Below are 12495 nucleotides of genomic sequence, written 5' to 3' on the forward strand. Positions count from 1 at the left end.
GGAATGAACAGAGGGATTTAACATCGTATTCCTAGTTATAGATTAGCGATCATTAATATGTACGTAAATAGCTTGGCAAGATCTCTTGAAACATTCGGTCCCAGCTGAAGAGCAGGTTTTCCAGAACTCAACATAATATCACCATAGATCAAGCCCCAGTCACTTGTGAATTTCGGCTGTTGTGGCTCCGGCGGATCAAGATCATATTGCCTTCTTATTCTGTCTTCTTCTTCCTTTGATAATGACAATTCCCTTCCCTCAGCAAGGTTGTTTACCCGCTCCATCTGAGTAGAAAACGTGCTAAGCGTTGCCACTTGTGCCTTGGTATTTATTACTCTCTGTGCTTCAGCAGTTTCGAGTTGAAACAATAAGAGAATCACACAGAAAAAAGCGGAAATCATTCCTTTATACATTTCTTCTCTCCTCTTTATTAATACATCCCTTTGTAAATACCATACAAATGGTATAATTGTATTTAATTATTAAAAAATCTCCATGTTTTTATCTTTAAAATGGAAACTCTAATATAACACAAAATTATCGTTCTCTCAATTGGTAGAACATATACGAAGGAGGACTTAGCCATGGTATTTTTGATACTTTTACTGTTATTATTTATTATTTTCTTGTTATTTAACATTAATTCTAAAATTCCACCGCGGGATTATGTGAAGGAAGCTCTGGAGAAAGATGAAAAATGGCGTCAGGACATGGAAAAGAAAAAAGAACAGGAAAAATGGAATACTTAAGGATTGTAAGTATTCATTCTAATAAAAAATGGATACCGTTATGGTATCCATTTTCCATTCTCTTTTATTACTATCGCGAATTACTTCTAACCAGTTTCTTCTATTTAAATAGTCAGCTTATTCCAGACCTACTGTAACATTCACATTTCCTTTAATGGCTTTAGAATAAGGGCAGTAATCATGAGCAAGTTTCACATACTTCCGTGCTGTTTCCTCATCCAGTCCATCAATACGAACGTTCAGTTCGACTTCTAGTTTAACTCCATTGTCCTCAGGATCTGCTTTTAGCATAACAGTCGCTGTTACTGTACTCTTCTCAATCTTTACTTGATTCTTCTTCAATTGAAATTCTAGTGCAGAGTTAAAGCAAGCACTGTATCCCGCAAACAAACAATTGTTCAGGGTTGGTCGCTGTCGTTTCTTTTCCTCCAAGTTCAGGCGGTGCGGCCACATCTAGCATAAATGTATTATCTGGAGATTGTACAAATCCTTGGCGTCCACCTGTGTTGGTCACGGTTGTTTCATATAATGTTTTCATTTTTCATTCTCCTCTGGATTACTCATGTATTGTTTTTTTTCGTTTAATCTTACTTCATTTTATTTCAAATCAATAAACTTTCTAACAATTCAATTGTACACAATCTAATATTGAAAGTAAATCCTTTTCTTAAAATGAATGTATTTTGCTCTCTTTACTCTTTTCAGAAATTCCGAATAACGCGTTCCCATGTAACGAACACTACCTTTGTCCTTTTTAGATATGTCCCTAGGTTGTAGGGGTCAAACCCCAGTATCTTTCCTTTGAATTTGTCAAGGGCTTTGTTTACAATTTTTATTGACTCCAGTAAAAAACCTTATAAATTTCAAGCTGCAAGTTGATATCGTTTTCTAAAATTCTGGCCAGTTTGTTTTTCGTATAATTTTACAAGGAGCGTGGATTCATGAAGAAACCCAGTGAAAGAACGGTTCAAATGACCCGGTTTCTTCTTGCAACGCCAGGCCGCTTTGTAACCGTACGTGAGCTGTCAGATGAATTGGATGTTAGTGAAAAGACGATTAAACGCGAGCTGTCAGCTATGGAAATATGGCTCAGCGATTATGCTCTTACGCTAAATCGCAAACCCGGAGCTGGTCTTATGCTTGAAGGAGAACCTTCTGCTTTCGAATCCGTTCGTGACGCGATAGAAAGCTTTAAAGCACCCACCAGTTATACCCGAGATGAACGCCGATATTTTATGATTAGTGAGCTTTTGCTGAGTTCTGAACCTATCAAACTTTTCAACTTCGCATCAAGATTTAAAGTAACGGAAGGTACGCTCAGCCACGATCTGGATCTTATAGAAGGCTGGCTCGAAGCCTTTCACATTAAGTTAATGCGTAAACCTGGATATGGGATTTATGTAGAAGGCACCGAAAAAGATTATCGTGCCGCACTCATTCATCTGCTTCATGAAAGTGTGGATGAATATGAGCTCATTCGTCTGGTTCGCGACCCGCTGAATGAAAGCGGTCAAAATATAGGACGAATTCAGCAACATATCCGAAACCGTCTCTTGAATCTTGTTGAAGATAGTACGATTGTGATTATTGAGAAGTATTTGACAGAACTCGAAGCAAAAACCGGCATGAAGCTGACGGACAGCGCCTTTATCGGACTCGCCGTCCACCTCGCTCTCGCGATCGAGAGAATCAAAAAGGGACAGCGTATCACTATCCCCCCAAGCGTGCTAAGCGAACTGCGATTGCACCCTGATTTCAATGCAGCTCAGATGCTTGTAAAACGCTTAGAGGAAGCCCTTAATCTGACGATTCCCGAAGATGAAGTTGGCTATATTACCATGCACCTAAAGGGTGCCGAGACAAGAATTCAAACCGAAGCCGAATCAGAGGCAGCTTATGAGAATGTCAGTTTTGAGCTGGTTCGTCTGGCTCGAAAAATTCTTAAAGAGGCGGAATCAGAAACAGGTTTTGAATTAAAAAGCAACAGCAAGCTTTTCTATGGTTTTATCAGTCATCTAGGTCCTGCTATTGAGCGATTACGGCTTGGGCTCGATATTCGTAACCCTCTGCTCTCTCAGATTAAAGAGCAATACGCTGCCACCTATGAGGTAGCAAGAAAGTGCGCCAAAGTTCTAGAAGATTATCTAGAAAAGCCTGTACCGGAAGCGGAAATCGGTTACATTGCCCTCCACATCGGAGCGATGTCGGAGTATGCAGGAGTTAAGTACAGAGAACGACCTGTTCGTGTCTTAATCGTATGTGCAAGCGGGATGGGCACCTCTAGTCTTCTCCAAACCAGAGTAAGAAAAGAATTCCCATCCCTTCAAATTGTCGATGCCATCTCTGCTGCAGAGATCAGTGAGCTTGATGAACAAGTCGATCTGGTGATCTCAACCGTAGATCTGACTAGCAAAAGACAGGTAGTCAGGGTATCACCTCTTCTTGGAGAAGCGGATATGAAAAACGTAAGAACTTCTCTGGAACATCTTGAACCTTTACCTGAACTTCGACCTGCTTCGAATGAAGCACCCGCTTATCTACCAGATACGCTGGAAAAGCAGAAGAATCTAATTCAAGGTATTCAAGATCTCATGAATAATCTGGTGATTGAAGATCAAGTGGAATCAAGAACGATTAATGAGCTGATCCATAAGATTGCTAGGCAATTTACGACTGAGGAAGAAGAAGCTTCTACACTTAGCCTTGAACTTCATGATCGGGAACGACTTGGGGAAACGATTCTTTCTACTGAGGGAATCTTTTTACTACACTGTAGATCGACCGTTATTCATCGTTTAGCTCTTGGTATTATCCGCTTTAAAGAACCGCTGACATATGGCACAGAAAATGATGCAAATCTCTATGCTGCCATCATTTTATTAGCACCAAAACAAAGCGAACGTACGTATCTAGAAGCGGCAAGCGAAGTCAGCAAATCACTGATAGACCGTCCTGGCTTTGCTATTCGTTTAAGTGTAGCTCGCCAAGCTGCCTTAACGAAAGAAATTCAAGGTATTTTGAAAGATCTATATTTACGAAAAATGGAACAATATACAATGGAGGTAGAACAAATATGAGTACGCTGGAAGCTACTAATGAATCTGTCCCTAAAAAAACGGGCAATATCAAACAAGCAACTCAGAAATTTGGACGCTTTCTAAGTGCAATGGTTATGCCGAATATCGGTGCCTTCATTGCCTGGGGGCTTCTGACTGCTCTCTTTATTGAGGCAGGTTATTTCCCGAATGCTACACTGGCATCCCTTGTGGATCCAATGATTAAATACCTTCTTCCCTTGCTGATTGCATATAGCGGCGGTAAAGCTGTTCACGATCATCGAGGCGGGGTACTAGGTGCCATTGCCGCAATGGGTGTTATCGTCGGAGCTGATATTCCGATGTTTATCGGTGCCATGATTATGGGTCCGCTCGGCGGATGGGTAATCAAGCAATTTGATAAATATGTCGGAAGCAAAACTCCTTCTGGTTTTGAAATGTTGGTTAACAACTTCTCTGCCGGTATTATCGGTATGCTTTTGGCCATCGCAGGACTTTACGGTATCGGACCTGTCGTAGCCGCATTCACTAACATTTTGGCATCCGGTGTAGATGCGATGCTGAACTGGGGAATTCTCCCGCTTGTATCCATCTTTATCGAACCAGCAAAAATCTTGTTCTTGAACAATGCAATTAACCATGGAATTCTGAGTCCAATCGGTATTCAGCAAGCAGAATCTACGGGTCAATCGATCATGTTCTTGCTTGAAGCAAACCCAGGACCAGGTCTTGGTGTACTGCTTGCTTACAGTTTCTTCGGAAAAGGCTCAATTAAAGGATCCGCTCCGGGCGCAGCAATCATTCACTTCTTTGGTGGTATTCATGAGGTTTACTTCCCATATGTCCTGATGAAACCAATTATGTTCGTATCTGTTATCGTATCTGGTATGGCTGGTGTATTCACATTTAACATGCTTGATGCAGGTCTAATTGCTGCATCTTCTCCAGGAAGTATCATTGCGATCATGGCGATGTCAGCTAAAGGTTCTTATCTCCCTATTCTTGCGGGTGTTCTTGTATCTGTTGTTGTATCTTTCTTGCTCTCTTCCTTATTCTTGCGCAGATCTTCTGCAGATGAACAAGACCTAGAAAAAGCAAAAGAAGCAGTAGCAGGCATGAAAAAAAGCAGCAAAGGGATCACAGAGACTCCTGCAGCTAACTTGAATGATAAAGCAGAAATCAAGAAAATCATCTTTGCATGTGATGCAGGTATGGGTTCAAGTGCAATGGGTGCTACTTCTTTCCGTAAAAAAGTAAAAGCAGCGGGTCTGCCGATTGATGTAACAAACACAGCAATCGAGAATATTCCGAGCGATGCAGACATTGTTGTTACTCAGCAGAACCTGACACCACGTGCTAAAGGAAAAGCACCGAATGCAATTCACGTCTCGATTGATAACTTCGTTAACAATCCGATTTATGACAAGTTAATTGCAGACTTAAAAGCAAAACAAGAACAAAGTACTTCTCCAATACCTGAACACGCAAAAGAGGATGTATCTGGTGCAGCAGACAAAGCAGTGCCTGAAGAAGTGAAAGAAACTTCCGAAGATACAAAAGGCGGCGACGTACTACGTAAAGAAAACATTGTACTTCAGCTTCCATCCGAAAGTAAGGAAGATGCAATCCGCCGTGCAGGTGAATCCCTTGTTGCCGCAGGATATGTAAAACCACATTATGTGGATGCCATGATTGAACGTGAAGGGGTAGCAACCACTTACATCGGTAACGGTGTAGCGATTCCTCACGGAGTAGGCGATGCGAAGAAAGAAATTAAAACAAGCGGTATTGTCGTTCATCAATATCCAGAAGGTGTTGAATTCGAAGGCGGCCGTGCATATCTCGTTATCGGGATCGCTGGAGCAGGTAGAGAACATTTACAGATTCTTACGAAAATTGCAGAAGCCATTGAAGATGAATCTACCGTAACAAGACTGGCACAATCCAAAGATCCTAATGAAATCTACAGCATTTTCGGAGAATAAAGAATAACAAATCTTTAAAACGAAAGCGGGTTTTTCATATGAAAAAAGCAATTCAATTTGGAGCAGGAAATATCGGGCGTGGCTTTATCGGCGCCCTTCTCTCCCAAGCTTCTTACCATGTCGTATTTGCCGATATTAATGAAGAAATGATCAATGAACTGAACGAGAAAAAAAGCTACCAAATCCACATCCTTGATTTGGAGCAAAGACAAGAAACAATTACGAATGTTTCCGGTGTACTCTCGAATGGTCCAGATATCGTGAACGAAGTGGCAGAGGCTGATATCGTCACTACTGCAGTAGGTCCAAACGTTCTGAAAATCATTGCTTCTACGATTGCTAAAGGGATTGAAGCTCGTAGAGAAGCAGGCAGAGGTGTTCTGAACATCATCGCTTGTGAGAACATGGTCGGCGGAAGCAAGCATTTAGAAGAACAGGTATACACTCACTTGTCCGAGGCAGGTAAAGCATATGCTGAGGAGAATGTAGGTTTTGCTAACTGTTCCGTAGACCGTATCGTTCCTCCTTACCAAGGCGAGAACATGCTTGATGTCGGTGTTGAGTCCTTCTATGAATGGATCGTAGAAGAACCTTCCCTTAAAGGTGAAGTGCCTCAAATTCCAGGAATGAAACTGACAGATAACCTGCTCGCTTATGTTCAGCGTAAACTGTTCACATTGAACACAGGTCATGCGATTACTGCTTACCTTGGTTACCTTGCTGGTATGGAAACCATCGAAGAAGCAATCAACAATGATGAAATTCGTGCAGTGGTACGTCAAGCAATGGAAGAAAGCGGCGATGCACTAATCAAAAAGCATGGTTTTGATAAAGAAGAACACTATAAATACATTGATAAGATTGAAAAACGCTTTAAAAACCCATATATTCGCGATGAAGTTATTCGTGTAGGCCGTGAGCCGTTGCGTAAGCTCGGTCCAGCAGATCGCCTAGTAGGTCCTGCTAATATGGCGATTCAATATGGACTTGGACATGTTGCTCTTCTGAAAGGTATTGCTGCTGCATTCCATTATGATAACCCGCAAGATCCGCAGTCCAAAGAGTTGCAAGAGCAAATTGCCCAAAATGGCATTAAATCTGCTGTGTCCTCTGTTACTGGATTTACGGAAGGCAGTGAAGATCACCGCATCATCTGTGAAGAATATGCGAAGACTTCCAAAGCCTAATAAATGTAATGTGAAGCTCAATTATTCTGTATCAACCGTCATCCTTAGAGGATGGCGGTTTTTTGTATCTCCAGTACAACTTCCTCTACTAAAATGGTTCTATTTGTCTATATATAGTTACAAATTTATCGTGTTAATGAGTTTTGAAATTGATTTTTGTATATAATGTTTTTCACAAATATGTTAATCATTTAATCATAATGGGTATTCTATAAATATATAAAAGGATAAACAGGACTATTTACATCTTGTATTCACATAAGCAATTCCCTTATATTAAAAGAAAGCGATTACAAAAATATATCTTCACTTTTTTCTTCCTGCTACCGACATAGTTATTATGAACTACTCAAAAGCGAACGGAGGAATTACTATGATGAAAGAACTACAAATTGCTGAGCGAAAAGGTTATTCTGTACATCTTTCTTTAACGGATGGATCTGTCTATTCTGGGGTCGTAAGTCTTCAGCTCCCGTATAAGAAGCTTCGTCTAAAACATACACAAGGTATTGTCAGTATTCCTTTCCAGGAAATTAAACACTGCTCTACGCTCATTCCTGTCCCTTTTTGAATCTTAGATCCCTATCCTATCATACTTTTTACTAGACCAGCCGATGTCCACTCTTTTAATAAAAGGAGCGAATATCGGCTTTTGTTATGGAGTTTTACGGAAACAAAAACCATACTTACCAATGTGATTTTAGACATATTCTCACTCACACAACACTCCTGCTACATTTTGTATACAAGAGAATTATTTATTTTAATATAATTTAAAATAAATAATTAAGAAATAAATAGCAAAAAAGCCCTTATATAGGGCTTTTCAAACTTTCTAAAATATTTATTGTCCTAACATAAACAAACTTACAGCACCCAAAACCAAAATCACGATGGAAAGCACCTGAATCCATGATCTAAGCTCCCAATACCGAATAGCATAGACCACAGACATACTAAGGAAAAACCAGCCTAGAGAAATCGTTGAGTTCACTAGCGAAACAATGAGTAAAATCAGGGCGAGGGCAGTAGCAACCGCCTCTGCTATAACAAACTTAGGATTGCGTTTTTTCTTACCCGGGTTCAGGATAACAATCACCTCCGGATACCATTTAACCATAGGTTCTAGTCACTTGAAAACAGCTTGTCTTCATATACATATGCCCTTATTTCACACCATTATATACGAATGCTTTAATAATCGATCGCTGTGCAAAAAAGAAGATAATGAGAATCGGGACAACCAGTATCAAATTCCCTGCCATAAGAACATTCCATGTGGTTAGCCCTTCTGTTTCTCGAAGCTTAGCAATCCCGAGCGGGAGGGTACGTGCCGTTTCGTTCGTTGTCATCACCAGGGGCCAGAAATAGTCATTCCAGTGACTAATAAAACTAAACAAGCCGAAGGTAATAAGTGCAGGACGAGCCATAGGGATCATAAGTTTTAGCATAATCTTCCACTCTTTTGCTTTATCTAGACGAGCTGCCTCAATCAGTTCATTCGGCACTTGCTTAAACGATTGCCGCAGAAGAAATATCCCGAATGCACTGGACGCAAAAGGTAGGATCAGCCCAAGATGCGTATTAAGCAGATTCCAAGAACTGAGTTCAAGATACACGGGCAAGAAGATCAACTGAGAAGGAATCATCAGCGTTATCATGACAAGTCCAAACAAAACACCTGATCCCTTAAACTCAAACCTCGCAAACGCATAGGCAGCGGGAATAATCGTAAGCATCTGCAACAGCAGAATACCTCCGGAGATCATCACGCTGTTCATAAAATAGTGAAGAAACGGTCCTGAGTTCCAAGCTTGAGTAAAGTTTTGCCACTGCGGGCTTGCCGGAATCCACTCGGGCGGAAAGATCATCGTCTCCGGCAGTGTTTTGAGTGATGTGGACACCATCCAAACAAAAGGTAAAGCAAAGATAAGAACAAGCACTCCCATTAGAATCACATTAATGACGGTTAGGAGACGGTTCACCACCTTCATCCCACTTGCTTCCTCTTTCACTTTGTCTCGCGCGCTGCGTTTTGCGCTTGCTGCGGGATTAACTACATTCATTAGTACCCTCCTCTCTCTTTTTACCGATAATGAACCTTTTTGGATAGTAGACGGAAATAGATAAGGGTAAGAACTCCAACAATCATAAGCAAGATTACTCCAGCCGCCGAAGCATAGCCAATCTTAAAGAAACGGAAACCATACTGATAGATGTAATAGACCAGCGTGTTTGTTGAATTCACAGGCCCACCCTGCGTCATAATCGCGATCGTCTCAAATACTTGAAAGGAACCAATCATACTCATAATCGCCAGGAAAAACAGCGTTGGAGATAACATGGGTAACGTTAATCGCGTAAACGTACGCCATGGTTTGGATCGATCCAGTGCAGCTGCTTCATATATACTTTGCGGGATGCTTTGCAGCCCGGCAATAAAGACAAGAGTGTTGAACCCGATCCCTTTCCACACCGCCACCAGAATGAGTGACATTAGAGAAGTATCCGGATGAGATAACCACTCTAATGGTCCAAAGCCCAATAGGCCGATAACCCAGTTCAAAAGCCCATACTCCGGGTCCATCAGCCAGCTCCATAATAGGGAAATGGATACTAAAGAAATAATATGCGGACTGAATATGGCCCCTTGGACAAATCCATAGAAAGCTCCGGAACGATTTAACCAAAGAGCCAGCAGTAAAGAAATACTAAGGGTGAGAAGCACCGTAGCAACGGTGTATATTGTCGTATTTAGTATGACCTGACGAAACTCTGCATCCGACAATAAAGCCGAAAAATTTTGCAAACCGACATAATCCTTTGTTGGGCTGACAAAATTCCAGTCAAATACACTGAGATAGATCATATAAAAAATAGGATAAATGAAAAATACACCAAAAACGGCTAGTGCCGGCGTTACCATTCCATAGGGTCTAAGCTTATGCCATATGTTCGATGTCGAACCCACCATGCCCTTAGCCTCCTCCGCTCACCGAAATGAGTTCAAGAGATTTCGTAGCATCATTTTCAATCGCAACGGCTCTATATTCTGCTTGTCTTACCCTGAGTCCGCTAGAGTCAAAATAGTACAGCTGCTCGTATGGAACCGTAACGGTAACCATGGTATTCATAATAAGAGGAGCGAGGAACGTCTTAACGGCGAACATACCGAAGCTAGACTGGATCTGGTATATATTTTCTGCCCCAAGGCTTTCCCGTGTCATGATTTCTCCGCTGATTCTAAGACCCTCTCCTTTTAGCTCATGCCCAGCATGCAGCTGCGCATGCTCCGGACGAAATCCAAAATGGCGAATCTCTTCTTTGCTGTTTGCCGATAAAGAGGGGAAATGGATCCCTTTATAAGGAAGAATGTTCATTGCAGGAGTTCCGATAAACTGAGCAGCAAACCTATTTGCTGGATTGTGATACAGTTCAATTGGGGAAGCTGCTTGCTGAATAACCCCTTTATTCATAATGACTATTTCATCGCCCATCGACATGGCTTCTACCTGATCATGGGTTACATACACAAATGTCGTCCCCAGCCTTTTATGCAGCTGAATAAGCTCTGTCCGCATCTGATGGCGGAGCTTCGCATCTAGATTACTGAGCGGCTCATCGAGTATAAACACCTCAGGTTTTTTAACCATAGCGCGAGCAAGAGCTACACGCTGGCGTTGTCCGCCGGAGAGCATCTCCGGTTTCTTTTTCATATAATCGCTCAAACCTACAATTTCAGCGATATCGGCAATCAGCGTCTCACGTTCCTTCTTCGGAATCTTCCGATTAATCAGTCCAAATTCGATATTGTCATAGACATTCATGGTTGGATAGAGTGCGTAGTTTTGGAAGACCATCGCCACATCACGCATACCCGGGGGAACTCCATTTACTCGCTTACCATCAATCCATATATCACCGCTGGTTTGGTCATCAAGCCCCGCAATCATGCGGAGCGTTGTTGATTTACCACAGCCAGATGGACCGACAAGCACCGTAAATGAACCATCTTTTATCGTAAGGTCAAGGTCCTTAATTACCTCTTCCTGCTTAAAAAACTTGCTGATTCCTTTTAGCTCAATTTGGCCCATCTTCTCCACTCCTTTTATTTACTTAACAGTGTATTTGCTTTCTCATTCGCTTCGTTCATCGCATCCTGGGCAGAGACTTTGGGATCAAGCAATGTTTTCTCAATTGCATTCTTAACGATCTTCGCAACTTCAGGATACGCCGTCTCCATCGGACGAGGTCTAGCATAAGCCAGTTGATTTACAGCAACTTTATATTGCGGGTATTCCTTATAGAGCGACTGTAATTCTTCACTTTCGAGTGCTGAGATTCGAGTAGGTAAGTATCCCGTGTATTTACTTTGATACGTTGTACTCTCAGCCGTTGTCATGAAGGTAAGGAATTCCCAAGCTGCCGCGGTTTCTTCTTCACTAAGTTTTGATGTAATCACTAGCTGACAACCGCCTGTAGGCACTCCATATGATTTATTCGCCGGCATAAAGGCCGTATTGAATTCAAAATTATTCCCTTGTGAGATTTCAATAGCACCGGCAACCCCTGCAGTTGAACCAAAACGAAACGCAGATGTCTGGTTAGCCCAATCTTTTTCCGCAGTTGCTCCGGCTTCATCTCCCACTGGAATTTTAATGATCCCTTCGCCGGCTAATTTCTTCCAGAACTCCACAGGAGCGATCCCCTCAGGAGAGTTAAATAGAGCGGACTTCCCATCATCGGTTAATACCTGACCACCAGACTGTGCTACCAGTCCCTCATAGAACCAGATATCTGTAGGCATTGTCATTGCTGTTTTTCCTTTTGCTTTCAGCACTTTACCGTACTCTTCGAATTCGTCCCATGTCTTCGGTCCAGCAGGGTCAAGCCCGGCCTCTTCTAGCATGCTAACATTCATGTACATAATCGGTGTACTGCGCATAAACGGAAGCCCGTATAACTTGCCATCCACATAGGCATTCCCCATCAGTCCTGGGTTAAAATCGTCAATTTGCAGTTTTTCTTTATCCTGTTCTGCTAAAGCAGTAAGGTCCGTTATCATCCCGTACCTGGCAAAGGTCCCGGTGGAGGAAATCTCTAGATCCGATACGGCTGGCGCATTGTTTGCAGCAAAAGCAGCTTGTACTTTGGCATGTAAATCATCATAGTTTCCTTGATACTCGGCAACGACTTCGATTCTGTCCTGAGATTCATTAAAACGTTTCACCAATTCTTGTTTCGCCTCTTCAATCTTTTCTCCATAGGCATACCAGTATTTAATTTGAATCTTTTCCTCCGTATTTCCGCTGTTCCCTGAGGCAGCACCTGCAGTACTTGTTGCATTGCTTCCTCCTGAATCCGTACCGCAAGCAGCAAGTAGAACGCTCATTCCTAGTACAAGTGTTAGTAAATTCCGTCTCTTTCCTCTTCTCATCCTTTATATCCTCCTTAGAATGAACATCATTGACCCAGCCTCAGCCACCTGGTTATAACAAAAAGAAGAAACCTCTATCAG

General features: G+C 42.0%; 11 protein-coding genes and 1 pseudogene. 5 read left to right on the plus strand and 7 right to left on the minus strand.

The window, feature by feature from the left end; all coding sequences use genetic code 11:
* Window positions 1–35: 35 nt before the first annotated feature.
* Window positions 36–413, minus strand: a complete 378-nt coding sequence (locus ACWPWY_RS15035; protein WP_454192387.1) for a hypothetical protein — start codon at window positions 411–413, stop codon at window positions 36–38.
* 171 nt (window positions 414–584) lie between these two features.
* Here ACWPWY_RS15035 and ACWPWY_RS15040 point away from each other — a divergent pair, with 171 nt between their 5' ends.
* On the plus strand, window positions 585–749 hold the full coding sequence (locus tag ACWPWY_RS15040) for a hypothetical protein (protein WP_454192388.1): 165 nt from the start codon (window positions 585–587) through the stop codon (window positions 747–749).
* A gap of 117 nt (window positions 750–866) precedes the next feature.
* Here ACWPWY_RS15040 and ACWPWY_RS15045 read toward each other — a convergent pair.
* Window positions 867–1287 (minus strand): annotated as a pseudogene (locus ACWPWY_RS15045) (organic hydroperoxide resistance protein).
* Window positions 1288–1690: 403 nt separating this feature from the next.
* Between ACWPWY_RS15045 and ACWPWY_RS15050 the strand changes: the two are divergent.
* The 4 genes from ACWPWY_RS15050 (at window position 1691) to ACWPWY_RS15065 (ending at window position 7548) form a co-directional block, all read left to right on the plus strand.
* Window positions 1691–3826 carry a BglG family transcription antiterminator gene (locus tag ACWPWY_RS15050; RefSeq protein WP_454192389.1) on the plus strand — a complete coding sequence of 712 codons (2136 nt, stop codon included), beginning with the start codon at window positions 1691–1693 and terminating at the stop codon, window positions 3824–3826.
* Window positions 3823–5790 (plus strand): PTS mannitol transporter subunit IICBA, encoded by a 1968-nt coding sequence (locus ACWPWY_RS15055; RefSeq protein WP_454192390.1) that lies wholly within the window; start codon window positions 3823–3825, stop codon window positions 5788–5790. The genes ACWPWY_RS15050 and ACWPWY_RS15055 overlap by 4 nt, the downstream gene beginning before the upstream one ends.
* Window positions 5791–5828: 38 nt before the next feature.
* Window positions 5829–6977: a mannitol-1-phosphate 5-dehydrogenase gene (locus ACWPWY_RS15060; RefSeq protein ID WP_454192391.1), complete on the plus strand. Its 1149-nt coding sequence runs from the start codon at window positions 5829–5831 to the stop codon at window positions 6975–6977.
* Window positions 6978–7350: 373 nt separating this feature from the next.
* On the plus strand, window positions 7351–7548 hold the full coding sequence (locus ACWPWY_RS15065; RefSeq protein ID WP_454192392.1) for a hypothetical protein: 198 nt from the start codon (window positions 7351–7353) through the stop codon (window positions 7546–7548).
* 273 nt (window positions 7549–7821) lie between these two features.
* On the opposite strand, the gene ACWPWY_RS15070 is transcribed toward ACWPWY_RS15065, so the two are convergent.
* The 5 genes from ACWPWY_RS15070 to ACWPWY_RS15090 form a co-directional block, all read right to left on the minus strand.
* The gene (locus ACWPWY_RS15070) at window positions 7822–8097 is read right to left on the minus strand and encodes a hypothetical protein (protein ID WP_454192393.1); all 276 of its coding nucleotides are present in this window, start codon (window positions 8095–8097) and stop codon (window positions 7822–7824) included.
* 46 nt (window positions 8098–8143) lie between these two features.
* Window positions 8144–8926, minus strand: coding sequence for a carbohydrate ABC transporter permease (locus ACWPWY_RS15075; protein ID WP_454192896.1), 783 nt, complete (start codon window positions 8924–8926; stop codon window positions 8144–8146).
* 137 nt (window positions 8927–9063) lie between these two features.
* Window positions 9064–9951 carry a carbohydrate ABC transporter permease gene (locus ACWPWY_RS15080; RefSeq protein ID WP_454192394.1) on the minus strand — a complete coding sequence of 296 codons (888 nt, stop codon included), beginning with the start codon at window positions 9949–9951 and terminating at the stop codon, window positions 9064–9066.
* Between the two features lie 4 nt (window positions 9952–9955).
* Entirely contained in the window at window positions 9956–11071 is a 1116-nt protein-coding gene (locus ACWPWY_RS15085; protein ID WP_454192395.1) for an ABC transporter ATP-binding protein, read from the minus strand.
* Window positions 11072–11085: 14 nt separating this feature from the next.
* Window positions 11086–12414: an ABC transporter substrate-binding protein gene (locus ACWPWY_RS15090; RefSeq protein WP_454192396.1), complete on the minus strand. Its 1329-nt coding sequence runs from the start codon at window positions 12412–12414 to the stop codon at window positions 11086–11088.
* Between the last annotated feature and the right edge of the window lie 81 nt (window positions 12415–12495).

Source organism: Paenibacillus sp. Marseille-Q7038, from assembly GCF_965111595.1.

Coding starts and splice junctions, on each gene's coding strand:
- ACWPWY_RS15035 (WP_454192387.1), bottom strand. CDS start 413: ATGTATAAAGGAATGATTTCCGCTTTTTTCTGTGTGATTCTCTTATTG.
- ACWPWY_RS15040 (WP_454192388.1), top strand. CDS start 585: ATGGTATTTTTGATACTTTTACTGTTATTATTTATTATTTTCTTGTTA.
- ACWPWY_RS15050 (WP_454192389.1), top strand. CDS start 1,691: ATGAAGAAACCCAGTGAAAGAACGGTTCAAATGACCCGGTTTCTTCTT.
- ACWPWY_RS15055 (WP_454192390.1), top strand. CDS start 3,823: ATGAGTACGCTGGAAGCTACTAATGAATCTGTCCCTAAAAAAACGGGC.
- ACWPWY_RS15060 (WP_454192391.1), top strand. CDS start 5,829: ATGAAAAAAGCAATTCAATTTGGAGCAGGAAATATCGGGCGTGGCTTT.
- ACWPWY_RS15065 (WP_454192392.1), top strand. CDS start 7,351: ATGATGAAAGAACTACAAATTGCTGAGCGAAAAGGTTATTCTGTACAT.
- ACWPWY_RS15070 (WP_454192393.1), bottom strand. CDS start 8,097: ATGGTTAAATGGTATCCGGAGGTGATTGTTATCCTGAACCCGGGTAAG.
- ACWPWY_RS15075 (WP_454192896.1), bottom strand. CDS start 8,926: ATGGGAGTGCTTGTTCTTATCTTTGCTTTACCTTTTGTTTGGATGGTG.
- ACWPWY_RS15080 (WP_454192394.1), bottom strand. CDS start 9,951: ATGGTGGGTTCGACATCGAACATATGGCATAAGCTTAGACCCTATGGA.
- ACWPWY_RS15085 (WP_454192395.1), bottom strand. CDS start 11,071: ATGGGCCAAATTGAGCTAAAAGGAATCAGCAAGTTTTTTAAGCAGGAA.
- ACWPWY_RS15090 (WP_454192396.1), bottom strand. CDS start 12,414: ATGAGAAGAGGAAAGAGACGGAATTTACTAACACTTGTACTAGGAATG.